27 protein-coding genes and 3 pseudogenes are annotated in these 26974 nt (G+C 48.9%); 12 read left to right on the top strand and 18 right to left on the bottom strand.

Annotated elements, in window-relative coordinates:
• The first annotated feature begins 103 nt into the window (after nucleotides 1-103).
• Genes LA360_RS19045 through LA360_RS19005 form a run of 9 tightly spaced genes read left to right on the top strand, consistent with a single transcriptional unit; the run spans nucleotide 104 to nucleotide 8979 of the window.
• Nucleotides 104-2371: a hydratase gene (locus LA360_RS19045; protein ID WP_022202148.1), complete on the top strand. Its 2268-nt coding sequence runs from the start codon at nucleotides 104-106 to the stop codon at nucleotides 2369-2371.
• Nucleotides 2372-2389: 18 nt separating this feature from the next.
• Nucleotides 2390-3541 carry a 2-methylaconitate cis-trans isomerase PrpF family protein gene (locus LA360_RS19040; protein ID WP_022202149.1) on the top strand — a complete coding sequence of 384 codons (1152 nt, stop codon included), beginning with the start codon at nucleotides 2390-2392 and terminating at the stop codon, nucleotides 3539-3541.
• Between the two features lie 12 nt (nucleotides 3542-3553).
• Nucleotides 3554-4819, top strand: coding sequence for an SLC13 family permease (locus LA360_RS19035; RefSeq protein WP_022202150.1), 1266 nt, complete (start codon nucleotides 3554-3556; stop codon nucleotides 4817-4819).
• A 17-nt stretch (nucleotides 4820-4836) separates the two neighbouring features.
• Entirely contained in the window at nucleotides 4837-5136 is a 300-nt protein-coding gene (citD, locus tag LA360_RS19030) for a citrate lyase acyl carrier protein (protein ID WP_022202151.1), read from the top strand.
• On the top strand, nucleotides 5133-6035 hold the full coding sequence (locus LA360_RS19025; protein ID WP_112481479.1) for an aldolase/citrate lyase family protein: 903 nt from the start codon (nucleotides 5133-5135) through the stop codon (nucleotides 6033-6035). Before citD ends, LA360_RS19025 begins: the two co-directional genes overlap by 4 nt.
• Before the next feature lies 1 nt (nucleotide 6036).
• The gene (gene citF / locus LA360_RS19020) at nucleotides 6037-7599 is read left to right on the top strand and encodes a citrate lyase subunit alpha (RefSeq protein ID WP_057572334.1); all 1563 of its coding nucleotides are present in this window, start codon (nucleotides 6037-6039) and stop codon (nucleotides 7597-7599) included.
• 29 nt (nucleotides 7600-7628) lie between these two features.
• Nucleotides 7629-8180: a citrate lyase holo-[acyl-carrier protein] synthase gene (locus LA360_RS19015; protein WP_049589450.1), complete on the top strand. Its 552-nt coding sequence runs from the start codon at nucleotides 7629-7631 to the stop codon at nucleotides 8178-8180.
• Nucleotides 8086-8760 carry a triphosphoribosyl-dephospho-CoA synthase gene (locus LA360_RS19010; protein ID WP_225537616.1) on the top strand — a complete coding sequence of 225 codons (675 nt, stop codon included), beginning with the start codon at nucleotides 8086-8088 and terminating at the stop codon, nucleotides 8758-8760. Before LA360_RS19015 ends, LA360_RS19010 begins: the two co-directional genes overlap by 95 nt.
• A 3-nt stretch (nucleotides 8761-8763) precedes the next feature.
• On the top strand, nucleotides 8764-8979 hold the full coding sequence (locus LA360_RS19005) for a hypothetical protein (RefSeq protein ID WP_112481478.1): 216 nt from the start codon (nucleotides 8764-8766) through the stop codon (nucleotides 8977-8979).
• 108 nt (nucleotides 8980-9087) lie between these two features.
• On the opposite strand, the gene LA360_RS19000 is transcribed toward LA360_RS19005, so the two are convergent.
• The gene (locus LA360_RS19000) at nucleotides 9088-9774 is read right to left on the bottom strand and encodes a nucleoside recognition protein (protein WP_002584520.1); all 687 of its coding nucleotides are present in this window, start codon (nucleotides 9772-9774) and stop codon (nucleotides 9088-9090) included.
• A gap of 280 nt (nucleotides 9775-10054) precedes the next feature.
• On the opposite strand from LA360_RS19000, the pseudogene LA360_RS32185 reads away from it, so the two are divergent.
• Nucleotides 10055-10165 (top strand): annotated as a pseudogene (locus tag LA360_RS32185) (YitT family protein); the annotation flags it as partial.
• 7 nt (nucleotides 10166-10172) lie between these two features.
• Here LA360_RS32185 and LA360_RS18995 read toward each other — a convergent pair.
• The 4 genes and pseudogenes from LA360_RS18995 to LA360_RS18980 all read right to left on the bottom strand — a co-directional run.
• Nucleotides 10173-10448 (bottom strand): annotated as a pseudogene (locus LA360_RS18995) (relaxase/mobilization nuclease domain-containing protein); the annotation flags it as partial.
• A gap of 251 nt (nucleotides 10449-10699) precedes the next feature.
• The gene (locus tag LA360_RS18990) at nucleotides 10700-11167 is read right to left on the bottom strand and encodes a transposase (protein ID WP_225537786.1); all 468 of its coding nucleotides are present in this window, start codon (nucleotides 11165-11167) and stop codon (nucleotides 10700-10702) included.
• Nucleotides 11168-11304: 137 nt separating this feature from the next.
• Nucleotides 11305-11799, bottom strand: coding sequence for a helix-turn-helix domain-containing protein (locus tag LA360_RS18985; protein ID WP_112481453.1), 495 nt, complete (start codon nucleotides 11797-11799; stop codon nucleotides 11305-11307).
• Between the two features lie 345 nt (nucleotides 11800-12144).
• Nucleotides 12145-12789 (bottom strand): annotated as a pseudogene (locus LA360_RS18980) (PrgI family protein); the annotation flags it as partial.
• A 213-nt stretch (nucleotides 12790-13002) separates the two neighbouring features.
• On the opposite strand from LA360_RS18980, the gene LA360_RS18975 reads away from it, so the two are divergent.
• Nucleotides 13003-13686 (top strand): YitT family protein, encoded by a 684-nt coding sequence (locus LA360_RS18975; protein ID WP_057571856.1) that lies wholly within the window; start codon nucleotides 13003-13005, stop codon nucleotides 13684-13686.
• A 33-nt stretch (nucleotides 13687-13719) separates the two neighbouring features.
• Here the strand turns inward: LA360_RS18975 and LA360_RS18970 are convergent, their stop codons facing one another.
• The 12 genes from LA360_RS18970 to LA360_RS18915 all read right to left on the bottom strand — a co-directional run bounded on the left by LA360_RS18970 (nucleotide 13720) and on the right by LA360_RS18915 (nucleotide 25491).
• On the bottom strand, nucleotides 13720-14556 hold the full coding sequence (locus tag LA360_RS18970) for a MerR family transcriptional regulator (RefSeq protein ID WP_057571865.1): 837 nt from the start codon (nucleotides 14554-14556) through the stop codon (nucleotides 13720-13722).
• Nucleotides 14557-14816: 260 nt separating this feature from the next.
• Nucleotides 14817-15950: an NAD(P)H-dependent flavin oxidoreductase gene (locus tag LA360_RS18965; RefSeq protein ID WP_089775936.1), complete on the bottom strand. Its 1134-nt coding sequence runs from the start codon at nucleotides 15948-15950 to the stop codon at nucleotides 14817-14819.
• A complete protein-coding gene (locus LA360_RS18960) occupies nucleotides 15950-17674 on the bottom strand; it encodes an acetyl-CoA carboxylase carboxyl transferase subunit (protein ID WP_002584542.1) in 1725 nt (574 codons plus the stop codon). Before LA360_RS18960 ends, LA360_RS18965 begins: the two co-directional genes overlap by 1 nt.
• 147 nt (nucleotides 17675-17821) lie before the next feature.
• On the bottom strand, nucleotides 17822-19174 hold the full coding sequence (locus LA360_RS18955) for an acetyl-CoA carboxylase biotin carboxylase subunit (RefSeq protein WP_089775939.1): 1353 nt from the start codon (nucleotides 19172-19174) through the stop codon (nucleotides 17822-17824).
• Between the two features lie 20 nt (nucleotides 19175-19194).
• Entirely contained in the window at nucleotides 19195-19620 is a 426-nt protein-coding gene (gene fabZ, locus LA360_RS18950; RefSeq protein ID WP_002594172.1) for a 3-hydroxyacyl-ACP dehydratase FabZ, read from the bottom strand.
• Nucleotides 19621-19647: 27 nt separating this feature from the next.
• Nucleotides 19648-20166, bottom strand: coding sequence for an acetyl-CoA carboxylase biotin carboxyl carrier protein (accB, locus tag LA360_RS18945; RefSeq protein WP_002594173.1), 519 nt, complete (start codon nucleotides 20164-20166; stop codon nucleotides 19648-19650).
• Nucleotides 20167-20182: 16 nt separating this feature from the next.
• Nucleotides 20183-21421: a beta-ketoacyl-ACP synthase II gene (fabF, locus tag LA360_RS18940; RefSeq protein WP_089775941.1), complete on the bottom strand. Its 1239-nt coding sequence runs from the start codon at nucleotides 21419-21421 to the stop codon at nucleotides 20183-20185.
• A 50-nt stretch (nucleotides 21422-21471) separates the two neighbouring features.
• Nucleotides 21472-22212: a 3-oxoacyl-[acyl-carrier-protein] reductase gene (gene fabG / locus LA360_RS18935; protein ID WP_002594175.1), complete on the bottom strand. Its 741-nt coding sequence runs from the start codon at nucleotides 22210-22212 to the stop codon at nucleotides 21472-21474.
• 17 nt (nucleotides 22213-22229) lie between these two features.
• Nucleotides 22230-23153, bottom strand: coding sequence for an ACP S-malonyltransferase (gene fabD, locus LA360_RS18930; RefSeq protein WP_002594176.1), 924 nt, complete (start codon nucleotides 23151-23153; stop codon nucleotides 22230-22232).
• A 66-nt stretch (nucleotides 23154-23219) separates the two neighbouring features.
• Nucleotides 23220-24146 (bottom strand): enoyl-[acyl-carrier-protein] reductase FabK, encoded by a 927-nt coding sequence (gene fabK, locus LA360_RS18925; protein WP_002594177.1) that lies wholly within the window; start codon nucleotides 24144-24146, stop codon nucleotides 23220-23222.
• Between the two features lie 98 nt (nucleotides 24147-24244).
• Nucleotides 24245-24478, bottom strand: a complete 234-nt coding sequence (gene acpP / locus LA360_RS18920) for an acyl carrier protein (protein ID WP_002594178.1) — start codon at nucleotides 24476-24478, stop codon at nucleotides 24245-24247.
• Between the two features lie 50 nt (nucleotides 24479-24528).
• On the bottom strand, nucleotides 24529-25491 hold the full coding sequence (locus LA360_RS18915; RefSeq protein ID WP_038292510.1) for a beta-ketoacyl-ACP synthase III: 963 nt from the start codon (nucleotides 25489-25491) through the stop codon (nucleotides 24529-24531).
• Between the two features lie 270 nt (nucleotides 25492-25761).
• On the opposite strand from LA360_RS18915, the gene LA360_RS18910 reads away from it, so the two are divergent.
• Nucleotides 25762-26025, top strand: coding sequence for an AbrB/MazE/SpoVT family DNA-binding domain-containing protein (locus LA360_RS18910; protein ID WP_002565794.1), 264 nt, complete (start codon nucleotides 25762-25764; stop codon nucleotides 26023-26025).
• A gap of 97 nt (nucleotides 26026-26122) precedes the next feature.
• Here the strand turns inward: LA360_RS18910 and rsmI are convergent, their stop codons facing one another.
• Nucleotides 26123-26968, bottom strand: coding sequence for a 16S rRNA (cytidine(1402)-2'-O)-methyltransferase (gene rsmI, locus LA360_RS18905; RefSeq protein ID WP_112481476.1), 846 nt, complete (start codon nucleotides 26966-26968; stop codon nucleotides 26123-26125).
• Nucleotides 26969-26974: the final 6 nt, after the last annotated feature.

Here is a 26974-nt window from a genome sequence, read left to right as displayed (position 1 = left end):
ATTATCAAATATTGTTTTGTTATGATGGATTCATAGGCAAGGTACCTTTGCAGTCAGGGAATTGTGCACTTCCCGGATAAACGTACAGTAAAGGAGAAAAACCATGATTAAGCTTTATGATGAAGGCGTCTATCTTTTGAACGGCAATACATTGGTTCCGGAATCTCAGGCAGCTCCTGAATTGATGAGAAAAAAAGAAGATGCTCATAAAGGAACTATTTCTTACAGTATCTTACAGGCTCATAACGTCAGTGGAAATGAAGAACAGTTAAAAATCAAATTTGATTCTATAACCAGTCATGACCTGACTTATGTGGGAATTATACAGACAGCGAAAGCTTCCGGTCTTGAAAAATTCCCGCTTCCATATGTACTGACCTGCTGTCATAACAGTCTTTGTGCAGTTGGAGGAACAATTAATGAGGATGACCACTTATTCGGTCTTTCTGCATGTAAAAAATATGGCGGAATTTATCTGCCGCCGCATATGGGAGTTATTCATCAGTACATGCGCGAAAGCATGGCTGGATGCGGAAAAATGATTCTTGGTTCGGACAGTCACACTCGCTATGGTGCATTGGGAACGATGGCAGTCGGTGAAGGCGGCGGTGAGCTGGTTAAGCAGCTGTTGGAACAGACCTGGGATGCAGAATATCCGGAAGTTATCGCCGTATATCTGGATGGAAAACCAAATCCGGGTATCGGACCCCAGGATATTGCAATTGCCGTTGTAAGTGCCGTATTTAAAAACGGCTATGTAAAAAATAAAGTTATGGAATTTGTAGGACCTGGAGTTTCTTCCATGTCAACAGATTATCGTAACGGTATCGATGTTATGACAACGGAAACAACCTGTTTATCCAGTATCTGGCGCACGGATGAAGATACAAAAGCGTATCTGGACAAACATGGCCGCCCGGAAGATTACAGACAGCTTGATCCGGCACAAACTGCCCATTATGACGGATGTATTTACATAGATCTATCCACTATTCACAGCATGATCGCTCTTCCCTTCCATCCGTCAAATGGGTATGAAATACGTGAATTAAATGAAAATATGGATGATATTCTTCATGAAGTTGAAGAAAATGCTTCTAAACTGATTAAAAATCCGAACCTGGGGCTGAATCTCAGAGATAAGGTGCGAAACGGAGCGCTTTATGCTGATCAGGGAACTATTGCAGGATGTGCCGGAGGTACATACAGCAACATTATGGAAGCGGCACATATTCTGAAAGGCAAGAGTACCGGAACGGATGAATATGCACTTGGAATTTATCCAAGCAGTCAGGCCGTTATGCTGGAATTGACACGAAATGGAGCACTGGCGGATCTGATTGAAGCAGGAGCAACCATTCGGACAGCATTCTGTGGCCCATGCTTTGGAGCAGGTGATACACCAGCACATAAAGGACTTTCTATCAGACATACCACCAGAAATTTCCCGAACAGAGAAGGTTCTAAACCAGGTAATGGACAGCTGGCAAGTGTTGCATTGATGGATGCACGTTCCATTGCAGTTTCTTCAGCAAATAGAGGACGGATTATGGCAGCGGATGAAGCTGGTTATGAGTTTGAATGTCCGGAATATCATTATGATCCAAAAGCATATCAGCATCGTGTGTTCCAGGGTGTGGGCAAAGGGTGTTCAGAAGAAACCGTTATCTGTGGACCGAACATTAAAGACTGGCCGGAACTTCCGGAATTAAACGACCATATGCTTCTGAAAGTATGTGCATATATTACAGATCCGGTTACAACTACGGATGAATTGATCCCCTCCGGTGAAACAGGTTCTTTCCGTTCCAATCCGATGGGACTTGCAGAATTTACACTCAGTCGCCGTGTTCCGGAATATGTGGGAAAAGCAAAAGCGGTAATGGAAAATGAAAAGGCAAGAAAAGCAGGAAATTGTCCGGCAGAAGTTGCAGATATTATTTCCAGGATTCGAAATATTTCCGGATTTGAAGAAATTCAGGAAGAAAAAATTGATCTTTCCAGTACGATTTATGCTGTAAAGCCTGGCGATGGAAGTGCCAGAGAACAGGCTGCTTCCTGTCAGAGAGTTCTTCTTGGCGGAGCAAATATTACCGTGGAATATGCAACTAAAAGATATCGTTCCAATCTGATCAACTGGGGCATGATTCCGTTTATCATGAATGGAAATCCTGACTTTGAAGACGACGATTATATCTTTGTCCCGGATATTAAAAAAGCACTGGATGGTGACATGAGTGATATTCCGGCATATGTAATCGGAAAAGAAATAAAGAAGCTTTCCCTTGCAATTGCACCTTTGACAGATGAAGAAAAAGAAATCATTCAATGTGGTTCTCTGATCAATTATAACAAAGCTCATAAAGCATAGACATGGGAGGGAAGAAAAATGTACAATGAAGATAAAAACAGATTCCTTCTTCCGGCTATGATTATTCGCGGAGGAACAAGTAAAGGTGTTTACCTTCTGGAAGAAGACCTTCCGGAAGATAAGAGCCAATGGGATTCCCTGCTTCTTAGCATGATGGGAAGCCCTGATAAAAAACAGATTGACGGACTTGGCGGTGCGCAGTCCGTTACCAGCAAAGTTGCAATTGTAAAAAAATCCTCAAGAGAGGATGCGGATGTGGATTACACATTTGCACAGGTTTCGGTAGATAAGGACCTGGTAAGTTATAAAGGAAACTGTGGAAATATTTCTTCCGGTGTGGGACCATTTGCCATTGAAAAAGGTCTTATTCAGACAAAAGAGGGAACAACTCCGGTAAGAATTTTTAACACAAATACCAATAAAGTCATTATTGCAGATGTTCAGACAGAAAAGGGCAGTGTGGTGTATGATGGTGATTTTGCCATTGCCGGTGTTCCGGGCACAGCGGCTCCGATCAAACTGAAGTTTGTTGAACCGGCAGGAACTCTTGGAAACGGACTTCTTCCCACAGGAAATGTAGTGGATATTCTGGAGGTTCCCAATTTTGGAAAAGTAGAGGTATCAATCGTAGATGCAGCCAATCCGCTTGTATTTGTAAAAGCGAAGGATCTGGGGATGACAGGTCTTGAACTTCCGGAAGAAGTAAATGCAGATGCGGATAAGCTTGCTTTACTGGAAACAGTAAGAGGACTTGCAGCTGTGATGATTGGTCTGATTGAAGATTACACCCGTTCCGCCTGGGAAACTCCAGGGATTCCGAAAATGACATTTGTTGCTGAGGCAGCAGATTATGTGACAGCAGAGGGTGTTTCTATTTCCAAAGAAAACGTTGATCTGCTTTCACGAATGATGTCTATGCAGAAAGCACATCCAAGCTATGCCATGACGGGGGCCATGTGTACAGCAGCTGCTGCGGTTGTTCCGGGAAGTGTTGTTAATCAGGTGCTTTCTGAAAATGTGGATACACAGTTTATCCGTATCGGACATCCCAGCGGTGTTCTGGAGTGTGGCGTAGATTATGAGGAAAACGGCGCAGAGCCGGTTGTAGCAGATACATTTGGATTCCGTACAGCAAACCTGCTGATGGACGGAACCGCACATATTAAATAGGGGGAGTTCATCATGAATCTTGCAATTATTAGTTTGATCGTATTGGTGATGGTTGTTGCTATTGGATTTATTAAAAAAGTTAATCTGGGTTTTCTTTCTTTAGGGGTAGCATTTATTTTAGGTACCATAGGTGATATGAGTGCAAAAGAAATCTCTAATGGTTTCAGCAGTTCTATGTTTGTAACACTTGTTGGTGTCACCTTTTTGTTTGGTATGGCGTCGAATAATGGAACGCTGGAACTGTTTTCAAAGAAAATTGTAGCGCTTGTAGGAAAAAAAACCGTATTGATTCCAATCCTTATGTTTGTACTGTCCGCTTTTATTTCCGCAATCGGACCGGGACATATTGCAGCCGGAATCCTAATGACTACATTTGCAATGTATCTTGCATTTGAAATGAAAATCAATCCAATTGCTACTGCGTTGTATGCAAAACTGGGTGCGAATGCAGGATGTGCATCACCGTTGTCTTTGACTGGTGTTCTTGCAAAAAGTCTTTCTGATCCGTTAGGATATTCCGGATTTGGCCTGCACCTGTTTCTGAGTACACTGATTTCTGGTTTTATCTTTACTTTGATTTTATATGTGGCATTTAAAGGTTATAAAGTAAAAGCAGACAACCCTCTGAAGCTTTCTGAAATTCCTAAATTTAATCGTGAACAGAGATATACCATTATCGGCATTATTGTTATGGTAGTTTGCTGTATCGGATTTAAATTAGATACAGGTCTTTTTGCCTTTGTTGTAGCTGCAGTACTGATTCTTCTGGGATGTGCAGATGAAAAGAAAGCCATTAAGAGCATTCCATGGGGAACACTGGTATTTATCTGTGGCGTAGGTACACTGATCAATGTAATCAACACACTTGGCGGTATCGAACTGATTTCAAATTTCCTGACAGGAATGATGAATGAAAAAACAGCAACTCCGATCCTTTCTGCAACTTCCGGTATTTTATCCTGGGTAAGTTCTACAACAGGTGTGGTTATGCCGGCATTGTTCCCGATCGCAGCAGATGTAGCAGCCTCTTTTGCAGGCAGTGTAAACTATGTGGAATTGATTTCCGCAATTGTAGCGACTTCCTTTGCAGCAGCAATCAGCCCATTATCAACAGGCGGTGCGATTATCATGTCTTCCTATTCTGCAGCAAAAGAAACAACAAATGACGAGCTGAACAAAATGTTTAAACAGCTGTTTCTTCTTTCAGTTGGAAACGTATTGCTGAATGTTGTTTTATCAGCTCTTGGCCTCTTTAATCTGGGCGGACTGTTTTATTAAGAAAAGGAGATTTTATCATGGAAATTATCAGGCCGGCAATAGCCGGAACATTGGAATCCAGTGACTGTCAGGTTACTGTAGAGGCTGGAAACGGCAGTATCGAGTTTGAACTGGAAAGTTCTGTGCTGAACCAGTATGGAAATCAGATTAAAAAAGTTACAATGGAAACATTAAAAAATCTTGATATTGACAGTGTGAAAATCAAAATTGTGGACAAGGGTGCATTAGACTGTACCATCAAAGCCCGTATTGAGGGTGCTGTATATCGTTCTATGCAGCAGTTTAAGGATTTGCCATGGGGAGGTGCGATCAGATGAATTGTCCAAATAAAAAACGTCTGAGAAGAACCATGATGTTCTTAAATGCTCAGAAACCAAGTCTGATTAAAGACCCGTATATTTATAAACCGGATTCCATTATGCTGGATCTGGAAGATGCAGTAGCAGAAAATCAGAAAGACGCAGCAAGATTTTCCCTGTACCATGCGCTGAAAACACTGGACTATCATGGATGTGAAAGAGTTGTCCGCATCAACGGTCTCGATACAGATCTCTGGAGAGAGGATATCCGCTGTGCAGTGGCAGGTGGCTGTGATTCCATTCGTATTCCGAAAACTGAATGTCCGGAAGATGTGGCAGCAGTGGAAAAGGCGATTGTAGCCGCTGAAAAGGAATTTGATCGTCCGGAAGGAAGCGTTTTGATCATGGCTGCTATTGAATCCGCAAAAGGTGTTCTGAAATCCTATGATATCTGTACTGCTTCTGAAAGATTGTTTGGTATTGCGCTTTCCGGCGGAGATTATACAAAAGATCTTCAGACCAACATTACAGGTACCGGAATTGAGCTGATGGGAGCCCGTTCTCAGATGGTGATTTCCGCGAGAGCTGCCGGCGTACAGTGCTTTGACACTGTTTACACAGATCTGGATAATATGGAAGGTTTCCGTAAAGATGTAGAAGGAATTCACTTAATGGGGTTTGATGGAAAATCTATTATTAATCCACGTCAGATCAATATTGTACATGAAATTTTTACACCATCTCAGAAAGACATAACCTTTGCACAGAAGGTTGTTAATGAAATTGAAACCAAGAAGGCACAGGGCATCGGGGTATTTGCCGTAGACGGCAAGATGATCGATATTGCATTTTATGATGGTGCAAAACGTACACTGGAGCTGGCTAAGGCATCCGGCGTGTATAAGGAGGTGCAGTAAAATGATTAATGCAGTAGGAAGAGACATTCCGGAACAAATTCTGAAAATTACCGGAAAAGAAGTATTCCAGGGCAATCATTATAAAGATGGTGTGGAATTTAAAAAAGTAGGTTCTAATGTAAAACCGATTATGAATAACACCGAGAGTAAACTGGCAGATTCCATTCATGATGTTCTTGTAAAATGTGGAGCACATGATGGAATGACAGTCAGCTTCCATCATCATTTCAGAGATGGAGATAAAGTTGTAAATATGGTAATGGAAGAAATTCATAAAATGGGACTGAAAGACATTACTATTTGTGCGAGCTCTCTTGGAAAAGCGCACGCTCCGCTTGTTCCGATGATTGAAGACGGAACGGTTACCAATATTGAATCATCAGGTGTGCGTGGTGCGATCGGCGAAGCTATCTCACAGGGAAAACTGAAAGGTCTTGCTATCATGCGTTCTCATGGCGGTCGTGTAAGAGCCATAATTACAGGTGAAGCGCACATTGATATTGCATTTATCGGTACACCGACCTGCGACGATTATGGAAACTGTCGTGGTATCGGCGGTAAAGCAGACTGTGGTGTTCTTTCTTATTCTCATGTTGATGGAAACCATGCAGATAAAGTAGTTGCGATTACGGACTGTCTTGTGCCGTTTCCGAATTATCCGGCACATATACCGATGCAGAGAGTGGATTATGTATGTGTTGTTGATGAAATCGGTGATCCTGCAAAAATTGCAACAGGGGCGGCAAAACCGACAACAGATCAGAGAAAGCTTCTGATGGCGGAATACTGTACACAGGTAGTTGCCAATACTCCTTATTTTAAAGATGGTTTTTCCTATCAGACAGGTGTAGGCGGTGCTTCGATTGCTTCTACGATTTCTCTTACCAAAATAATGGAAGATCGTGGAATCAAGATGGGCTTTGGTGTAGGCGGTCTGACAAAACCTATGTGTGATCTTCTGGAACGCGGTATGGTCCGCTGTCTGCTGGATACACAGGATTTCGACCTGGATGCGATCAAAAATGTGAAGAATCCGAATCATTTCAGAATCAGTGCGGGAGCGTATGCAAATCCGTTCAACAAAGGTTCTTTTGTTAATAAACTGGATTATGTAATTCTGGCGGCACTGGAAGTGGATGTAAACTTTAACTGTAATGTAGTAGTAGGGTCTGACGGTGTGATTACAGGAGCACAGGGAGGACATCCGGATACAGCTGCCGGAGCAAAATGTACGATTGTACTTGCTCCGCTTCTGCAGGGAAGAATCCCGGCAATCTGTTCTGATGTTACCACTGTTACAACACCGGGAGAAAGCATTGATATTGTGGTTACAGATTATGGTGTGGCTGTTAATCCGCGCAGACCGGACCTTCTGGAAGCGTTGAAGGCAGCAGATTGTATTCCGTTAAAGACGATCCAAGAATTGCGCGACATCGCATATTCTATTGTCGGAGAACCGGAAAAGGTTCAGTTCGCAGACCGTGTAGTAGGTATAATTGAAGCACGTGACGGCACAATTATGGATGTGGTTCGCCAGATCAAACCATTTGAATTTGCAGAATAATTTAAATCGTATCTGTTATAAAAAGCAGAGTGGTCCGTCCTCCTATCGGACCCTCTGCACAAATAAGAAACCGGAAACAATGTGAAAAGGGAGACGATATTTTAAGACATCAGCTTGTCAGTGCCGGAATAGAATGTCTGCATCAGGAATGTTATTGCGAAAATACGGGAAATGTATGTTATTATTGTGTAAAAGGCAATGCTGTGGAGATAAAAAAAATAACAGTGGAAATAGAAAATAATCTGTCGGTTGGGCGTCTCTTTGATATGGATGTTCTTGATGAAAACGGTACTCATATAGAGCGTATGGAAATCGGCGAAAGTCCCAGAACCTGTCTGCTCTGTGGTAACCCGGCGAAGGAATGTGCCAGAAGCAGAACCCATTCTGTTGCAGAGCTTGAGCAGACCACAAAGGAACTCCTGCTGAAGGAATTTCAGGAGCAGGATAGCCGGAGGATTGCGGAACTGGCTTGCAGAAGCCTGTTGTATGAAGTGTGCACAGATGGGAATGGAAACAGCCCAGGAACCTCCAAAAGAAACCTTTCGCAGACTGCGCTGGGCAGGAAAAATTGCCGGTTATGATATGAATCAGGCTACAAATGGTGTAAATACACATAAAGGTGCGTTGTTTTCTATTGGAATACTTTGTGGTGCTCTTGGTCGTCTTCCCCGGGAAAAATGGAAAAATGTAAAAGTTGTATTGGGAGAATGTGCGGCGATGACAAAAGGAATTGTTGAACATGATTTTCGGGAAGTGACAGAAGAGAATGCCGGAACAACAGGAGAAAAACTGTATGTAAAATATGGAATCACGGGAATCCGCGGTCAAGCGGAAAAAGGGGTTCCCGCAGTTATGGAGGCTGGATTACCGGCTCTGGAAAGAGGACTGAAAAAAGGTTTATCTCTGGAACAGGCAGGGTGCGCAGCTTTGTTGGCATTGATGGTATCTACGGTAGATACAAATCTGATTGGGAGAAGCAATCGGGAAACTCAGCTTCAGGTGACAGAAGAAATAAAAGAAATTCTGGAAAAAAATCCTTATCCGGAGGAAGATATGCTGGAGATTCTTGACAGGGCATTTATCAGTAAAAATCTTTCGCCCGGAGGAAGCGCGGACCTGTTGGCCTTTACATACTTTTTGTATTTCTTAAAGGAGCAATAGATTATGGGAATTGTGATTTCACAGATTTATCCAAATGACCATCGGGGGATAAAACAGGTAAAAGTGCTACTGGAAAAAGAAGGAATTACTTTGGATAAAAATCTGGATTATACATGCTGTTTGAAAGTTCCGGATACAACCTGGAATTACTTTACTTCAGCAGAAGCACAGAAAATAATTGCGGCAATTCAGAATTCGGACAACGTTATACATTATTAAATCAGGCTGTGGGATATGTCTTCGCATAGAGCCGTTCCCACAGCCTCCCTTCATCTGTTGTATCCGGTATAGCGTCTCTTTCGTCATCCTTCAATGCACCGCCCGCACCTACCGGTCCATGACCCTACAGAATATCACCGCAACCACTGTGCTGATAAAGGTAGCCGCCAGGGCCGGACCTACAATGGCAGTAGGATTCACGCTTCCGTACTGGCTCCGGTACGCAATCATGTTCATGGGTATAAGCTGCAGCGAGGATATGTTGATAATGAGAAATGTACACATCTCATTGCTGGCAGTCCCCGCCTGTCTGGCCGCAGCTCTCTGCCCGGCTGTCTCTTCTTGTCCTGGCGTATCTTTCCGCCCGGCCGTATCTTCTTGTCCTGGCGTATCTTTCCGCCCGGCCGCGCCTCCCTTTCTGCGCTCCTCCTCCACCTTTTTCAGCTCCTCCATGGCCTTTAAACCGGCCGGCGTGGCGGCCCACCCCAGTCCCAGTATGTTGGCAATCATATTGACGCTTATCTGCTTCCTTGCCTCTCCGTCCGGGTCCAGCCTTGGAAAAAGGAAGGTGAGTATTGGTCCCATTCTTCCTGCCAGCTGGTCCACCAACCCAGAGCGGTGCCCGATCTCCAGTACCCCGGTCCACAGAGTCATGACGCCCAGCATGGTGATGCACAGCGTCACCGCCTCCTTTGATGCCTGGATTGCACCATCGGTCACAGCCGTCATCTGACCGTGAAGCGCCCCCCAGAGTATTCCCGTCAGTGTCATTCCTGCCCATAGATAATTCAGCATGTTTCTCCGCCTGTTTCATGGCATTCTTATTCCATTCTATTCCCGGTCCAGTGGAATATACCCATACAGTACTACAAGACAGGCAGCAAGGGCAGAATCGTGGATTCCAGCACGGAAAAACCAAACTGATAACGGTCTGTGAAGTCCCCACTTGACAGCCACCCCCACCCCCGGATGCATGAGATATACTGGTACTGCAACATAACAGACGGCCCGGAATCCCCGGGATTCCCGTACCGCCCCTAACCGGTTTTATAACCCATTTACAGGACGTTTTATTATGAAGCAGCTGAAGAAGCCGGCTTGCCGCGCTGTACAGGAATTATCCTTAACCTTTCCCCCAAGAACTGTGTTATCCATCATCCTCGGTACAGCCATTACCACCTTTGGCAGTCGCCGCCACCCGTAAAACGGGCAATGTTTTTCCAGACGGGGGCCTTGAGCCGGATCGCTTTCCCGCGCCGGGATACTTCGCAGCCCATCTCGGAAAGCAGTTTCAGCAGCTCATCAAAGTCTGCGGGCTTTTGCTCCAGCGCCCGGTCAATCATCACCCGCAGCCGCTCCCGGCGGGAGGGCTTGGCCTGATCGCCCAGCCACTTGTAGTAGCTTTTTCCGTGGGGCTTGGGATTCTCCACAATGGATAAGCCGTTCTCGATGCATATGGTGTCGCTGACAGCTTGGCTCTCGGTGCGGCCCTTGCCGATGTGCAGCGGCATGATGCGTTTGGTTGCCATAGTGGGTTCCTCCTAGTACAGTATTGCTTAAATATCAGTGATTAAATTACTAATGGTATCCCGGCATATGTCCACTTAAATGGGTGTGCTGTAAGATTGTATTGTTCAATAAAGCGCAGGATGCTTGCTTCCAGTTCTTCTATTGATAGGCAGCTTTTCCGCTTCAGCAGCTTCCGGTTAATGATGCCAAACTATATCTCAATCTGGTTCATCCAGGAACTGTGTTTCGGAGTATAGACAAAGCGGAGCCGGTGGGAAGGGTCATGCAGGAAATCCGCCCGGCTTTCCATACTTTTAAGGATCCCTGTTTTCCCTTTTTTGCCCAGTTCCACGCCAAGGGCACAGGCTTCTGCCACATAGCGGACAAGGGCTTCCGACTTATGGGTGTTTAGGCCATCGCATATAAATGTCCATGGGGCTTGCGGGTCTGTCCCTGCCAATGCTTTCACGGCTTCCACAAAATCCTCTTCTGTGCGTGTGGAGTTTAAATACGGCATTTCCATACGGCCCGTTGCAACATCAAAGAACCCGATGAGGCTGGTCGTGCCATGGCGGATATACTCAAACTCCATTTTGGCGCACTGGCCGGGTAATGGGAGCTTGTCAGGATATTTATGTTCCAGCGCTTGTACCCCGGTCATTTCATCCGTGGAAACAATGTGTGCACCTTCCCGGCTTTGTTCCTGGGCACTCTGGTACAGGCCGCAGATTTCGTTTACTTTCCGCGCAAAAGATTCCGGGGCTTCCGTCTTTTCCGAAGAATGAAGCCGGTAACGGATTTTGTGGGGATGTAAATCTACCTCATTTTTAAAAAACGGCTGACAGATTTCTCAGAAATCTGTTCAGCGATCCCCTGCTTTTTAATTTCTGCCACTAACAGCGGGAGGCTCCACTGGCTTACTTCGTACCCAAAATCATTTGGGCTGCTGCAGGCAAGGCCGATGATCCGCATGATCTGGTCCGGCGTAAAAACAGACGGGGCACCGGGGCGTTTTTTATCGGACAGGACTGCCCGTATCTCATCTTCAAGCTTTTCCGGGTCGTCCATTTCAATCCTCCGCAAGGCTGGGAGCGCCGCGAGGAACCGACTGCGCCAGGTGGCAACATTATTATAATGAAGCCCGACCTGTGGTGCAATATTCTGGTTGAGTTCCCCCTGTGACGCAAGCAGGACAATGCTGGCTCTTTTGACCAGTCCTGACGGAAGGGAGCGGCTTTTTGAAAAAGCAGATAATATGTTTTTCATGGCATCAGATAAAACCGGGATAGTATCAATTGTTTTCCTTCGCATAATAACCCATCCATTCTTTAGTGATAGAATTATTATGCACCGACTACAATAAAAAAGCAACGTCTATTCATTATTATTTTGGCAATGCCGTACTAGACATGACTATTTTATAGCTTCTTGCGGTTATCCAGACTGTCTCAAGTCTCTTCCCCGCTTTTCACCGAGCTTCGTACAATCCATCTGTCACAATGAAATGCACGTCGGATATTAGAATTTTTGTAACCCGTCACACCGGGTCAGACAGGAACTTCCCCTGTCAAATCGAATATAAAGTTCAGATTTCAAAAGAAATCTGTCTTGCTTTGTTCCATATTTCTATGGAGATTAATAAGAAACAAAGCGCACATCCAGGGCAACGAACATGCCCACGGTCAGCAGGTCCCCGGTCAGGGAAGAGATATCCAGCACGGTATATTTGTTATCCAGGGACACGTTGGTCTGCTGGTTGAAGGTGCTGGCGGAGCCGTTCACCAGGCGGTTCAGGATATTTGCCAGCCGTTTTGTAGCAGCCGATTTCTTCAGTATTTCATAAAGGTCGCCCAGTACCGGCATTTCCCGGTATCGTTCCGGTTTTTGGGGGTCTGCCAGGGAAGCGTTGTCATGGGTGATTCCCTTCTTGTTGTAGGTGTGAATCAGGGCTTCGTCCAAAAGCTGGCGCTCCTCATGGTTCATATCCGGGATCAGCAGGCTGAAAAAGATATGGAGCCGCTGGATCTTCTCCGCCAGTTCCGAGAGCTGGATGCCGGGGCCGTCCAGCAGTTCGTTCACGGTGCGGTCCACCTGCCGGATCTCCATCACGTTGATACAGTGGGGGCTTGCCGGGGAGACCTGGATGAACTCGCCGTCCACGTTGGCGCAGGCCCGGTGGAACTGATGCCCTTTTAGCGGGGCAATGATGAAAATGGGGATTCCCTTGCGCCGCATCCGCAGGGCCATGAGCTGCATGGTGAAGGTCTTGCCCGCGCCGGAAGTGCCCAGGAGCGCCATGTTGAGTCTTTGATTAAATTTATGGTTGAATTTACGGTTGAATTTACGGTTGGTTTTACGGTTGAATCTCCGGTTGGATGAAGTCTCCCCTTGACAGCCCCCGGGGTACATGAGGTATACTGGTACTACAGCATAACAGGGCGGCCCGGAATCCCTTGGATTCCCGGACCGCCCCTAACCGGTTTTATAACCCATTTACAGAAAGGACGTTTTATTATGAAGCAGCTGAAGAAGCTGGCTTGCCGCGCTGTACAGGAATTATCCTTAACCTTTCACCCAAAGACTGTGTTATCCATCATCCTCGGTACAGCCATTACCACCTTTGGCATTTACAATATCCACCAGCAGGCGGATATAACGGAGGGAGGTATTCTGGGACTGATACTGCTCTTTCATTTCTGGTTTGGCATGTCATCTTCCATACTGTCACCTGTGCTGGACGCCTTAAGCTATGCCCTGGGCTTTCGTTTCCTGGGCAGGGAATTCCTTAAGACCTCCGTCTTTGCAACCTTATGTATGGCCGGATTCTTCCGGCTCTGGGAACTGTTTCACCCGGTACTTCCAAGTCTGGCTGATTACCCCCTTCTGGCGGCTTTGGCAGGCGGATGCTTCATCGGTACCGGCTGCGGCCTGGTGGTCCGCCAGGGAGCTTCCTGCGCCGGGGACGATGCCCTGGCCCTGGTCATCTCCAAGGTAACGGGCTGCCGTATATCCAGGGCATACCTGCTGACGGACGTATCCGTGCTGGTGCTGTCCCTGTCGTATATCCCGGCAGTACGTATCGTATACTCACTTATAACAGTGATCGTATCCTCCTTTATGATTGACTTCATACAGAACTTCGGCGTTCACAAGGAGGATGAGAACAGCGGCAAGGAAACACTGGCTGATAACGGGTAAGGATAAAGATACGGGCAAGAACCCTTACCAGTATCATACCGGCGACGCAATCCTCTTAAAAGGCATGTAGATTTCCAGACAGTACGTAGTCTTGTCCTTTGCGAAAAAGGAAGTCATATCATTGGCGTATACGCGCTCCATGGGCTCCAGGCCATGTTTATGGGCCCACTGGACCATCTTGTGAATCATGTCAAAATCCGGATGAGTATACTCTGATTCAATAATGGTATAGATACATTCCGGCTCCTCCGTCATAGAATACAGACTCCGGTTAAACTCCTGGCCCAGCCCCTTCTCCAGTCCCTCATAGAGCAGAAGCTGGGTTTCTTTTTCTTCCAGATCCTGTCCCGTGTAGGTGAGTACATTATAAAAATAAGCCATATCCAGTCCCGGAATGGTAGAGGACAGCTTAAACCACGTTCTTAACCCCTCCTGCAGGTCAGAACAGTTGGCAATCACATATGCTTTGGGGAATTTCCTTATGGAATACCTGCCCATGCACGCCTCTATGCGGCTTATATCCTTTTCAAACAGCTTAAGCCTCATAATTGCCTGGTTGTGCCGCCTGAGGGCTTCCTCCTCCTCGGCCATGCGCTGCCTGACATGCTGTCTCATAGCGGATGTGGAGTTCTGCCCGCTCATAAGGCCCCCTATCTCTTCCAGGCTGGTATTCATCTTTCTGTGATAAAGTATATACATCAATCTGTAGATATCGGCCTCTGAATAATATCTGTATCCGTTTTCCTTCTTATCTGCATGGATGATTCCCTTTTTCTCATAAAAACGCAGGGCATCCCTGCTCAGGCCAACCATCTGGGCAACGTCGCCTATGAGATACCCCCCTGTTTTCTCCGCCAACGCTTTTTCCATCTTCACCCCCTCTGTTTCATTCAGTTTCTTCATAGCTACATTTTAAGATCTTCCCTTTTGAGGGTCAATGGGCAGAGGGAAAATGAAAGAGAACCGTAATAAAAATGACAGATAGAATGGCCATGGCACAGCTCCGGATATCCGGTGGTGGATAATGTGGATATCTTGTGGATATCTTTGTTAATTATCTGGGGATAAGGGTTGTCCGGCTGTTCCCGGCAGCAGAAATTCCTTGTAAAATAAGGAAAAAAGAGCCGGCATTAAGCCAGCTCTCCTGTTAATTCCTTCATGACGTTATCCACAGTATCAATTTTCTCCGCACGGTAAGCATTGCTTCCGCAGAATAAAAGGCCATGGTCTGTATCCCCCTCTGCCGCATTTACCAGCGCCATGGTAATGCAATAGGGAATGGTCCTGATGTCACAGTGCTCAAGACACTGGAAACAGGACTTGATAGCCGGCCTGCCGCCGCCCTTTATCCGGCTTAAGAAAGGATTTAAGATTGCCCTTCCCGGCATGCCCACAGGACTCTGGGTGATGACAATATCTTCCTTGCCGGCATTTATATAAGCCTGCTTATAGGCGTCAGAGGCATCACACTCCTCGGTCGTCACAAACCTGGTGGCAACCTGGACGCCGTCAGCCCCCAGCTCAAGCTGGTGCATCACGTCCTCGTGGGTGTAGATGCCGCCTGCAGTGACCACAGGTATATGCCTGCCGTACTTGGCTCCATATTCCTCCACTACCTTTATGACAGCCTTTACTTCCCTGTCATAGGCATCCCGGTCATAGGTGGCCGGCACATCGGCGGTGTCTGCGCCATAGGCGGATAACTGGTCCGGTGAGAATCCCAGATGGCCTCCGGCCAGCGGTCCTTCCACCACAACCAGATCAGGGGCAATGTGGCATTTCCTGTCCCACATCTTGCAGATGACCATGGCCGACTTGGCGGACGACACAATGGGCGCCAGCTTAATCCTGCGGGCCGGCTTTTCCTCCATCTCAGCATAGGCAGCTTCCACGTATTCAGGCAGGGATACAGGAAGTCCGGCACCTGATATGATGATGTCGGCGCCTGCCTTCACAGCCTCCTTAACCCACATGTCATAGTGCTTGGTAGCCACCATGATGTTGAAACCAATCGCTCCCTGGGGTGCGATTTCCCTGGCCAGCTTCATCTCCCTGCGGATGGACCTTAGGTTTGCTTCCACGAAATTGGTGGTGAAATCCGGCTCCCTGAAACCAATCTGGGCGGCAGATATGATGCCCATGCCGCCGGCCTTTGCCACGGCTCCGGCCAGCCTGTGCAGGCTGATGCCCACGCCCATTCCTCCCTGGATGATTGGTTTTTCAACTACTAAATCACCGATTACCAATGGTTTTAACTCACTCATTACATTCTCCTAAATCTCTGGTACCTGTGCTCCCTAAGCTCCTCATCGCTCATGGCGAGATACGTTTTAAAGAACTCTGCCATGGCGCTGTCCATATATTCAGCGAGACGGTAGAGATTATCCGTGCATGCTGGCTGTTCCTCAGGCACGATACGTTCAATCAGCTTAAGCTGTAAAAGGTCCTTAGCCGTCACCTTCATGACCTTGGCGGCATCCGGCGCCTTCTTGCTGTCCTTATACAGAATGGAGGCAAATCCCTCCGGTGAAAGGATGGAGTAAATGGCATTTTCCAGCATCCACACCTCGTCGGCCACAGCCATGGCCAATGCGCCGCCGCTTCCGCCCTCTCCGATTACAATGGACAGCACCGGCACCTTGAGGTCAGATATCTCGAACAGGTTTCTGGCAATGGCCTCTCCCTGTCCCCTCTCCTCTGCCTCCAGTCCGCAAAAAGCTCCCGGCGTATCCACAAAGCAGACTACCGGACGTCCGAAGGTCTCTGCCTGCTTCATCAGGCGCAGCGCCTTGCGGTAGCCGTCAGGGGACGGCATTCCGAAGTTGCGGGTGATGTTGTCCTTGGTATTCTTGCCCTTCTGCTGTCCGATAACCGTTACGGGCATGCCGTGGAACATGGCAACGCCGCCCACAATGGCTCCGTCATCCTTAAAATACCGGTCCCCGTGGAATTCAATGAATTCATCAAACAGAGCGTTGATATAATCCGTGGCAACGGGGCGGTCAGATTTTCTGGAAAGAAGAACCGTATCCCAGGCAGTTTTTCCACCATCCTCCTGTGACTCAGATGGTTTATCCACAAAAGTCCTGGCTGTCTCCACCGGATTCTTTGATTCTATATTCATCTTGTGGCTGCGGTGCATGTACAGAATCTGTCCAATGACTCTTTTCTGGTCCTTCCGCTCCACAATCTTATCCACAAACCCATGTTCCAGCAGGAATTCAGAACGCTGGAACCCTTCCGGCAGCTTCTGTCCAATGGTCTGCTCAATGACCCTGGGACCCGCAAAACCAATCAGCGCGTGGGGCTCTGCCAGGATGATGTCGCCCAGCATGGCAAAGCTGGCCGTGACGCCTCCCGTGGTAGGGTCCGTAAGCACGCTGATAAACAGCTGCCCCGCCTCGTGATGGCGCTTTAAGGCAGCGGAGGTCTTGGCCATCTGCATCAGGGATACGATGCCCTCCTGCATCCTGGCTCCGCCTGAGCAGGCAAAGAGGATAACCGGCATTTTTTCCCTGGTGGCGCGCTCTATGGCGTCGGTGATCTTCTCACCCACTACATGGCCCATGCTGCTCATGATAAAACGGGCATCGCAGACGCCCACGACCGCGGGATTTCCGTCAATTTTGCATTTGCCTGTGACAATGGCCTCGTTGAGGCGGCTTTTTTCCCTGGCAGCCAGGACCTTTTTCTCGTATCCCGGAAAGTTCAGGGGGTTGGAAAAGGGCATTTCCTTGTTCCACTCCTCAAAGGTTCCCTCATCCGCCAGCATCTCGATACGGCGGTATGCATGAACACGGAAATAGCCGTTGCACTTGGGACATACGTAGTAATTGTTCTTTACATCTTCCACATAGATTGGCTGCCCGCACTTGTTACATTTGCGCCATAATCCTTCCGGGATTACCGGCTCCTGGTCGGAACCGGCCTGGGGCTTATATTTCGTATCTATTTTCGTATACGTTTTTTTGAACATGTTCCGCAACATTGCAATTTCCTTTCTGCATTGAGCACTTGCATTGAGCGCTTAGCGCCTGTCCTCCAGGCGTTTACGCGGGAAAGAACTTCGCAATACTCAGCAAGGTCTTTTCGAGCTTAGTATCGTCAAAGTTTCCTTTCCGCCAGGGAAGCAAAATCACCGCACATAGTCCGGGAAATGCTTCTCAATAAAGCTGGTATCTGTATCTCCCTGCTGGAATGCATCATTTTCCAGGATTTCGTACTGGAAGTTGATATTTGTCTCAATTCCCTCTATGATTACCTCACCCAGGGCGCTGCGCATCTTGGAGATGGCTGCCTCCCGGTCCTTGTCATACACTATCAGCTTCATCAGCATGGAGTCATAGTTTGCAGGCACCTTATAATCATTGTAAATATGAGTGTCCACACGGACTCCGTTGCCTCCGGGAATGTGAACATTGGTGATGCGTCCCGGACAGGGCATAAAGTTCTTAGCCGGATTCTCGGCATTGATACGGCACTCAATGGCATGGCCTTCAATCCTCACATCCTCCTGGCTGACGCTTAAGTTTTCCCCTGCCGCCACCCGGATTTGCTCCTTAATCAGGTCCATTCCCGTGACCATCTCAGTAACAGGATGCTCAACCTGAATCCTGGTATTCATCTCCATGAAATAGAAGTTCTTATCCTTATCCAGAAGGAATTCAATGGTTCCCGCGTTCTCATATCCCACTGCCTTGGCTGCCTTTACAGCGGTGTCGCCCATGGCTTTTCGCAGGCCGGGGGAAATCACATCACAGGGGGCTTCCTCCAGCACCTTCTGGTGGCGTCTCTGGATGGAGCAGTCACGCTCTCCCAGATGTACCACATTGCCGTGCTTGTCGGCCATGATTTGGAATTCCACATGCCTTGGCTTTTCAATGTATTTCTCAATATACATGGTGTCGTCGGAAAATCCCTTAACCGATTCCATCTGAGCCGCGTTGAACAGCTCCGTAAAGTCCTCCTGGCTCCTGGAAATCCTCATGCCCTTACCGCCGCCGCCGGATGATGCCTTAATCATCACCGGGAAGCCGGTTTCTTTTGCCATAGCCAGACCGTCCTCAGCCGTGTGCACCGGTTCCCTGCTGCCAGGCACCACAGGCACCCCGGCTTCCATCATGGTCTTTCGGGCTTCGGATTTATTGCCCATCTTATTGATGATTTCCGCGCTGGGTCCGATAAACGCAATATTGCACTCGGCGCACAGCTTGGCAAACCTGGCATTCTCAGACAGGAAGCCGAATCCCGGATGGATGGCGTCCGCCTTCATGGCCACCGTTGCAGCCAGAATCCTCTCAATATTCAGATAACTGTCCGTGGACGGCGCCGGCCCGATACAGATGGCCTCGTCAGCCAGCATGGTGTGAAGACAGTCCCTGTCAGCCTCGGAATATACGGCCACGGTCTGAATTCCCATCTCACGGCAGGCCCGGATAACGCGGACCGCAATCTCACCTCTATTGGCAATCAAAATCTTGTTAAACATCGGCATTCTCCCTCGATTCCCTAACCTACCATGAATGTAAGCTCTGCGCTCACCGCCAGCTTTCCGTCAACCGTTGCGGTGGCCTTGCCCACGCCAACCGGTCCCTTCTGCTTGATGATTTCGCATTCCAGCTTTACCTTGTCGCCCGGCACTACCTTGCGTTTGAACTTGGCCTTTTCGATGCCGCCAAAATAAGCCACCTTTCCCTTGAACCCTTCCTGGGACAGAATGGCGACTGCCCCTGTCTGGGCCAGGGCCTCAATCAGCAGCACGCCCGGCATGACCGGCTCCTGGGGAAAGTGTCCCTTGAAAAATGACTCATCATAGGTCACGCATTTATAGCCAACGGCGCGCACGCCCGGTTCCAGCTCCTCGATACAGTCCACCAGCAGGAAAGGATGCCTGTGCGGTATGATTTCCTGGATTTCTTTAACTCCCATCAACATATCCCTAAATCCCTCCGTCTTTTGATGTTATTTGATGCGGAACAATGGCTGGCCGTATTCCACCACTTCCTCGTTGTTCACAAGGACAGCTTCCACTACGCCGTCGTATTCGCTCTCAATCTCATTCATCAGCTTCATGGCTTCGATAATTCCCAGTACCTGGCCCTTTTTCACGGTATCTCCCGCCTGTACAAAGGGTGCTGCATCCGGTGAGGAGGCATTGTAGAAGGTTCCCACTAAGGGGGAGGTAACTACCTTGTCTGAACCGATATCAGCGCCGGAAGCCGTATCCCGGGCTGCCTGAGGCGTCATCACGCCCTGGGGCATCATGGCCGGGGACATCATGGACGGGCCTGCCAGGCCGTTCTGCACAGCTGCCATCTGCATGGACACCGCGTCTGCGGAAGGAGCGCTTACCGTCACAATTTGAGGCATCTCTTTTTCACGCTTCAGCGAAAGCTTAAGCTCCCCTTCCTTTAACTCCAGGCTGGTCAGCCCGTTTTCGGAAACTGCCTGCATCAATTTTATGATTTCATCTACGTTCATAGCTCATGGCCTCCTATTATTCGCTGAACTTTTTAACAATCAGGCTGGCATTATGTCCGCCAAATCCCAGGGAATTACTGATGGCCACATCCACGTTCATGGATACGCCGTCGCCCATGGTGTAATCCAGATCGCAGCCCTCTCCCGGCTTCTTAAGTCCTGCTGTGGCATGGACAAATCCATCCTGGATGGACTTCACACAGGTGATAAACTCCACGCCGCCTGCTGCTCCCAGGAGATGGCCAATCATGGATTTGGTGGAGTTGATCTTCACCTTTTCCGCATGGTCTCCCAAAGCCAGCTTGATGGCCTTTGTCTCAAACAAATCATTGTGATGGGTGCTGGTGCCGTGGGCATTGACATAGTCAATATCCTCCGCCGTGATGCCTGCATCCTTCATGGCGTTCTCCATGGCACGGGCAGCGCCGCTTCCGTCCTCTGCCGGGGAAGTGATGTGGAATGCGTCACAGGTGGCGCCGTATCCCACTACCTCTGCCAGGATATTGGCTCCTCTGGCCTTTGCGTGTTCCAGGGACTCCAGCACTACCACGCCTGCTCCCTCGCCCATAACAAAACCATTCCTGTCCTCGTCAAAGGGGATGGATGCCCTGGAAGCGTCCTCTGTGGTGTTCAGAGCTGTAAGGGAGGTAAATCCCGCAATGCCGATTGGCGTAATGCTGGCCTCTGCTCCGCCGGCCACCATCACATCCGCCTCGCCGTACTGAATGGAACGGAATGCCTCACCGATGGAATGGGTTCCGGTTGCGCATGCAGTTACCACGTTGAAGCATTTTCCCTTAAGTCCGAACTGGATGGCAACATTGCCTGCTGCCATGTTGCTTATCATGAGGGGAACCAGAAGGGGATTCACACGGCTGGGTCCCTTCTCGTTAAGCTTCTTCACATCCTTTTCCATGGCCTGGAGAGAGCCGATGCCGGATCCCACGCACACGCCTACGCGGTAGGGATCCTCCTTCTCCATATCAATGCCGGACTGCTCCAGAGCTTCCTTGGAGGCAGCCACCGCAAACTGTGAAAATGCCTCCATACGGCGGGCTGCCTTGGCATCCATGTACTGTTTGGGGGCAAATCCCTTTACCTCCGCGGCCAGCTTGCACTTATATTCGGTTGTGTCAAAATAAGTAATGGGGCCGATTCCAACTGTCTTATCCTTAAGTCCCTGCCAGAAGCTCTCCACATCATTTCCAATGGGAGTAATGGCGCCCATGCCGGTTACTACTACTCTTGTTTTCATACTAATCTCACTCCTGTTCTTTTACAGCCCGGAACGTATTCCGGGGCATCCTACATGGCCATTCCGCCGTCTACGCTTAAGACCTGGCCTGTGATATATCCTGCCTTATCGGAAGCCAGGAAAGCAACTGTCTCTGCAATGTCCTGCGTGCTTCCGAAATGTTTCATTGGAATCTGCTCCGTGGCAGCTGCCTTTACGCTGTCACTGAGAACATCGGTCATCTCCGTGGCAATGAAACCAGGAGCCACCGCATTCACCGTAATTCCCCTGCTGGCCAGCTCCCTGGCAGCTGATTTGGTGATGCCGATGACGCCGGCCTTGGCCGCGCAGTAATTGGCCTGGCCCGCGTTGCCCAGAACCCCTGATACGGAGGAGATGTTGATGATTCTTCCTGCCTTCTGCTTTAACATCTGGCGGGAAATGTGCTTGATGCAGTTAAATACGCCCTTCAGGTTAGTGCTGATGACAGCGTCGAAATCTTCCTCTGACATCTTCATGAGCAGGTTGTCCCTGGTGATTCCCGCGTTGTTCACCAGGATATCCAGACGGCCATACCTGGAAACCACGTCCGCCATCATCCTGCCGCAGCTCTCAAAATCGGAAACATTGCACTGAACCGCCTCTGCCCTGCCTCCTGCTGCTTCGATTTCCTTCACTACTTCCTCTGCCTTTGCCGCAGAGCCATTATAATTTACGATTACGGCTGCGCCTTCCCGGCCCAGTGTAAGGGCAATCTGACGGCCGATTCCGCGGCTTGCGCCTGTTACCAGTGCAATCTTTCCTTCCAGCATATGGTCTCTCCTCCTGCTTATGATTTAAGTGCTTCCACTGCTTTACCGATATCTTCTAATTTTTCCACATTGAGGGTCTTCACGTCCCGGCTTATCTTCCTCATGAAACCGGCCAGGGTCTTACCGGGGCCAATCTCGATGAAGGTGTCCACGCCGTCCCCAATCATGGCCTCCACGCTCTGCTGCCATCTGACTGAGGATGAAACCTGCCTTGTAAGCAGTTCCTTCACCTCTCCGGCGCTCTTTACATACTGTGCCGTCACATTGGCCACATAAGGAATCCGGGGCTCATGAAGCTCCACCCGGGAAAGGACCTGTCCCAGCTTTTCGCCTGCGGCTGTCAGCATACCGGAATGGAAGGGGCCGCTGACATTTAACATCACTGCCCTCTTTGCCCCGGCTGCCTTTAACTTCTCACACGCTTCTTCCACAGCTGCCTTCTCACCGGAAATTACAATCTGTCCCGGACAGTTATAATTGGCAATCCACACGCCTTCCATGGCTCCTGTCACTTCTTCAATCACTGCCGCGTCCAGGGCCAGAATGGCTGCCATGGCGCCCTCGCCCACAGGTACAGCCTCCTGCATAAGTATTCCCCTCTGGCGGACCGTCCGGATGGCATCCTCATCACTCATGACTCCGGCCGCTGCCAGGGCGCAGTATTCTCCAAGGCTGAGTCCCGCCGCCACATCCGGCTTGATTCCATTTTCTTCCAGAACACGCATCATGGCGATGCTGGCGGTTACCATGGCTGCCTGGGTGTATTCCGTGATATCCAGCCTGTCATTTTCCTCAAAGCACAGCTGGGGCATGGAAAATCCCATTAACTGTGTCGCCTTGTCAAAGATTCTTTTTCCGGTCTCAGTCTGCTCATAGAAATCCTTACCCATTCCGCAGGCCTGGGCTCCCTGTCCAGGGAAAATAAATGCAATCTTGCTCATACCTGTAATCTCCTTATCTTAAATCCTGTTTGTTTCCATCCAATCCGGCGCCTGCGTCCCAGGTCCCTAATTCCAATGCATCAATTTTCCTGCCTGCGCCATGATTTCCTCAATCATCTCCTTGCAGGTCTGCTCCTTGGATATCATACCTGCAATCTGTCCGGCCATAACGGTTCCCCTGTTTACATCGCCTTCCATGACTGCCTTGCGCAGGGTTCCCAGAGTCAGGTACTCCAGCTCCTCAAAGGACTTGCCCTCCTGCTCCAGCTTGATGTATTCCCTGGTCATCTGGTTCCTGAGTCCTCTTACAGGATGGCCGTGGCTGCGTCCTGTAACCGTGGAATCAATGTCCTTGGCCTTGATAATGCGCTGCTTATAATTTTCATGTACAATGGACTCTTTGGCAACCACAAACCTGGTTCCCATCTGGACTGCCTCAGCGCCCAGCATAAAAGCCGCGGCCATTCCTCTTCCGTCTCCGATACCGCCTGCCGCGATAACCGGAATGGAAACAGCGTCCGCTACCTGGGGAACCAGAGTCATGGTGGTCTGCTCTCCTATATGGCCGCCGGACTCCATGCCCTCAGCCACCACTGCGTCCGCCCCATACTTCTCCATACGGCGGGCCAGGGCCACGCTTGCAACCACGGGAATCACCTTAATGCCCGCTGCCTTCCACATTTCCATATATTTTTCGGGGTTTCCGGCGCCGGTGGTAACCACCTTGATGCCTTCCTCCACAACCACCTTTGCCACATCGTCCGCATGGGGACTCAGCAGCATGACATTAACGCCAAAAGGCTTATCTGTCAGCTCCCTGGCCTTGCGAATCTCGTCGCGCACCACTTCCCCAGGTGCGTTAGCACCGCCAATCAGTCCGAAACCGCCTGCCTCGGATACGGCAGCTGCCAGGTTGTGTTCTGCTACCCAGGCCATGCCGCCCTGAATAATAGGATATTCAATTCCTAACATTTCTGTAATTCTTGTTTTCATTGTTCTACCTCCAGCTCTACATTTCCTGGGTTCTCCCCTATTAAAGTAACAGCGTGCTTCAATTCATCCACACGCCGTTGTCAAACCCTATCTGCTATTTATGCCTCTACGCCCTTGCCTTTTAAGTAGTTCATAACCTCGCCCACAGTGGTTAACTGCTCTAAGTCCTCAGCAGGAATCTCTACGGAGTACTCATCCTCAAGAGCCATAACCAGCTCGAACAGGTCTAAGGAATCAGCGCCTAAATCTTCTTTGAAGGAGGAAGCCTCTGTAACAGAGTCTGCCTCTACGCTTAACTGCTCTGCAATAATTTCTTTCATTTTCTCTAACATGGTTGTTGTTCTCCTTTTACATTTTCTTAATTTATATTATAATTTTATTTTTACCACTCCAACAGTGCCGCACCCCAGGTAAGGCCCGCACCGAATCCGGACAGCACCACTTTATCTCCGGCTGAAAGCATTCCCTTCCGGTTCATCTCATCTAACAGGATGGGAACCGATGCCCCTGATGTATTGCCATAGTGTTCCATGTTGACCGGGAAACGGTCCACATTTACCTTCAGGCGTTTTGCTATGGATTCAATGATCCGGTAATTGGCCTGATGGATTGCAAAGTACCTGACGTCCTCCGCCTTCACTCCTGTGTCTTCCAGCACCTCGGTGATACACTGGGGTACCTTTTTTACTGCGAATTTGAATACTTCCTGGCCGTCCATGGTCATATATCCCAGCTCCGGCTTCTTGCCCAGGAGGAAATTTCCATTGGTCCTGGAACCGCAGGTCAGCACTCCGCCTTTTGTTCCGTCTGAGTGCATGTTCATTCCCAGAATACCGGTTTCATCGGCCTTTACCACCACTGCGCCCGCGCCGTCTCCAAATAACACACAGGTTCCCCGGTCCGTCCAGTCAATCAGCTTGCTGAGCACATCCGCGCCAATCACCAAGGCCGTCTTATAGATGCCGCTGCTTATGAACGCATGGGCTGTGTTCAGCGCGTAGACAAAACCGGTGCAGGCCGCGCTTATGTCAAAGCAGGCCGCGTTTATCGCGCCTATCCTGCCCTGTACCTCACATGCCCCATTGGGAAAACAGTAATCCGGCGATGAGGTAGCCAGCAGTATAAGGTCTATTTCCTCAGGTTTTACACCTGCATTCTCCAGCGCATTGACTGAGGCTTCAGCCGCCATATAGGAGGTACTTTCGTTTGTGGCAATCCTTCTCGCCCCTATCCCCGTCCGGCTGCGGATCCACTCGTCGTTGGTCTCCACAATCTTTGCAAGGTCGTCATTGGTCACAATCTGCTCCGGTACATAGGAACCGGTTCCTACGATTCTTGTTGTCATTCTTCTTACCCATCCCGAATCCATCAGCAATCAGCGGACTCCTGCCTTCCTTCTTTTGCTTGCTCAGAGGAAATACTTTGAACATCAAAGTAATACTACAGGAAACGTAAGTATTTGTCAAGAAATATTTTTGTCGCTTTTTGTTAACTTTACTGTTCTCTTACATTTCTTACCAATTCTGACATTTACATATATTGACTTTGCTCCCTGAATTTGGTAAGTTAGACTTGTACAAATGGGGCGAATACATTTCACAAGGGGGTATTAACCATGAAAACTACAGGTGTTATCCGTAAATTGGATGAACTCGGCAGAATCACCCTTCCCATCGAATTAAGAAGAAGCCTTGATTTGGATGTGAAAGATGGTCTTGAAATTACGGTTCAGGATGACTGCATTATCCTGAAGAAGGCAGAATGTGCTGACATCTTCACCGGAAGCACTGACGATTTGCTGGAATATGAGGGCAAGAAAGTATCCCGTCAGTCCGTTGTTGCGCTGGCTAAGTTAGCCGGCCTTAATGTCACCGAGTAATCAAAACACGTACATAGAGAGAACCTGCGGCTCCTTCTCAAAATCAGAAGGCACATAAGCCGCAGGTTTTTTCTATATCTTATGCTCTTGCGTCCATTTACAGAAGTTTCTGGTACACATCCCGCTTTGTGATTCCCCGGTCCCTTGCCACGGCCTTCATGGCTTCCTTCTTATCCATGCCCTGGTCCGTATAGCAGGCCAGATGCTCCTGGATTTCCATCTCCTCCCAGCGGCTTATCTGCTCCTTTCGCAGCTCTTCCAGCGGCTTTCCTTCTATTACTATGACACACTCACCTCTAGGCTCTTCCTCACGGCAGCGTTCCAGGGATTCCCGGAACGTGGTCCTGCAGGCTGCCTCATATTTTTTCGTAAGCTCCCTGCATATGGTTATGTTCCTGTCTCCAAGGACTTTATATAAATCTTCAAGGGTTCTCGCCAGATGGTGGGGCGCCTCATACACGATAATGGTCCTGGTCTCCCGCTTCAGCTCCTCCAGGATTCTGGCACGCTCCTTTTTATCCCCCTTCTCAGAGGGAAGAAAGGCCTCAAAGCAGAATCTCCTGGTGGAAAGCCCCGACATGGTGAGGGCCGTGATACACGCTGCCGGACCGGGTAGGGAGGTGACCTGGATTCCCGCCTCATAGCACTGCCTTACCAGCTCCTCTCCCGGATCCGATATACCGGGGGTGCCCGCGTCCGTAATCAGGGCTATGTTCACCCCTTCCTCCAGCCGGCCCACCAGGTATCTGGCCTTGTCCACCTTGTTATACTCGTGGTAGCTGGTCATGGGCGTTTTTATATCAAAATGATTCAGAAGCTTGATGCTGTGGCGTGTATCCTCTGCCGCAATCAAATCCACTTCCTTTAATGTCCTGAGTACCCTGAAGGTAATATCCTCCAGATTGCCGATTGGCGTGGCGCAGAGATAAAGTGTTCCTGCCATGAGCCT

Origin of the sequence: Enterocloster clostridioformis, from assembly GCF_020297485.1 — a bacterium.
Lineage (GTDB): Bacteria > Bacillota > Clostridia > Lachnospirales > Lachnospiraceae > Enterocloster > Enterocloster clostridioformis.
Note: the sequence above shows the minus strand (reverse complement) of the source record. Positions and strands in the feature narration are given on the sequence as shown.

Bases quoted from the DNA above. Each gene is read 5' to 3' on its own strand.
- LA360_RS19045 (WP_022202148.1), top strand. From the start codon at position 104: ATGATTAAGCTTTATGATGAAGGCGTCTATCTTTTGAACGGCAATACA.
- LA360_RS19040 (WP_022202149.1), top strand. From the start codon at position 2,390: ATGTACAATGAAGATAAAAACAGATTCCTTCTTCCGGCTATGATTATT.
- LA360_RS19035 (WP_022202150.1), top strand. From the start codon at position 3,554: ATGAATCTTGCAATTATTAGTTTGATCGTATTGGTGATGGTTGTTGCT.
- citD (WP_022202151.1), top strand. From the start codon at position 4,837: ATGGAAATTATCAGGCCGGCAATAGCCGGAACATTGGAATCCAGTGAC.
- LA360_RS19025 (WP_112481479.1), top strand. From the start codon at position 5,133: ATGAATTGTCCAAATAAAAAACGTCTGAGAAGAACCATGATGTTCTTA.
- citF (WP_057572334.1), top strand. From the start codon at position 6,037: ATGATTAATGCAGTAGGAAGAGACATTCCGGAACAAATTCTGAAAATT.
- LA360_RS19010 (WP_225537616.1), top strand. From the start codon at position 8,086: ATGAAGTGTGCACAGATGGGAATGGAAACAGCCCAGGAACCTCCAAAA.
- LA360_RS19005 (WP_112481478.1), top strand. From the start codon at position 8,764: ATGGGAATTGTGATTTCACAGATTTATCCAAATGACCATCGGGGGATA.
- LA360_RS19000 (WP_002584520.1), bottom strand. From the start codon at position 9,774: ATGCTGAATTATCTATGGGCAGGAATGACACTGACGGGAATACTCTGG.
- LA360_RS18985 (WP_112481453.1), bottom strand. From the start codon at position 11,799: ATGCGAAGGAAAACAATTGATACTATCCCGGTTTTATCTGATGCCATG.
- LA360_RS18975 (WP_057571856.1), top strand. From the start codon at position 13,003: ATGAAGCAGCTGAAGAAGCTGGCTTGCCGCGCTGTACAGGAATTATCC.
- LA360_RS18970 (WP_057571865.1), bottom strand. From the start codon at position 14,556: ATGGAAAAAGCGTTGGCGGAGAAAACAGGGGGGTATCTCATAGGCGAC.
- LA360_RS18965 (WP_089775936.1), bottom strand. From the start codon at position 15,950: ATGAGTGAGTTAAAACCATTGGTAATCGGTGATTTAGTAGTTGAAAAA.
- LA360_RS18960 (WP_002584542.1), bottom strand. From the start codon at position 17,674: ATGTTGCGGAACATGTTCAAAAAAACGTATACGAAAATAGATACGAAA.
- LA360_RS18955 (WP_089775939.1), bottom strand. From the start codon at position 19,174: ATGTTTAACAAGATTTTGATTGCCAATAGAGGTGAGATTGCGGTCCGC.
- fabZ (WP_002594172.1), bottom strand. From the start codon at position 19,620: ATGTTGATGGGAGTTAAAGAAATCCAGGAAATCATACCGCACAGGCAT.
- accB (WP_002594173.1), bottom strand. From the start codon at position 20,166: ATGAACGTAGATGAAATCATAAAATTGATGCAGGCAGTTTCCGAAAAC.
- fabF (WP_089775941.1), bottom strand. From the start codon at position 21,421: ATGAAAACAAGAGTAGTAGTAACCGGCATGGGCGCCATTACTCCCATT.
- fabG (WP_002594175.1), bottom strand. From the start codon at position 22,212: ATGCTGGAAGGAAAGATTGCACTGGTAACAGGCGCAAGCCGCGGAATC.
- fabD (WP_002594176.1), bottom strand. From the start codon at position 23,153: ATGAGCAAGATTGCATTTATTTTCCCTGGACAGGGAGCCCAGGCCTGC.
- fabK (WP_002594177.1), bottom strand. From the start codon at position 24,146: ATGAAAACAAGAATTACAGAAATGTTAGGAATTGAATATCCTATTATT.
- acpP (WP_002594178.1), bottom strand. From the start codon at position 24,478: ATGTTAGAGAAAATGAAAGAAATTATTGCAGAGCAGTTAAGCGTAGAG.
- LA360_RS18915 (WP_038292510.1), bottom strand. From the start codon at position 25,491: ATGACAACAAGAATCGTAGGAACCGGTTCCTATGTACCGGAGCAGATT.
- LA360_RS18910 (WP_002565794.1), top strand. From the start codon at position 25,762: ATGAAAACTACAGGTGTTATCCGTAAATTGGATGAACTCGGCAGAATC.
- rsmI (WP_112481476.1), bottom strand. From the start codon at position 26,968: ATGGCAGGAACACTTTATCTCTGCGCCACGCCAATCGGCAATCTGGAG.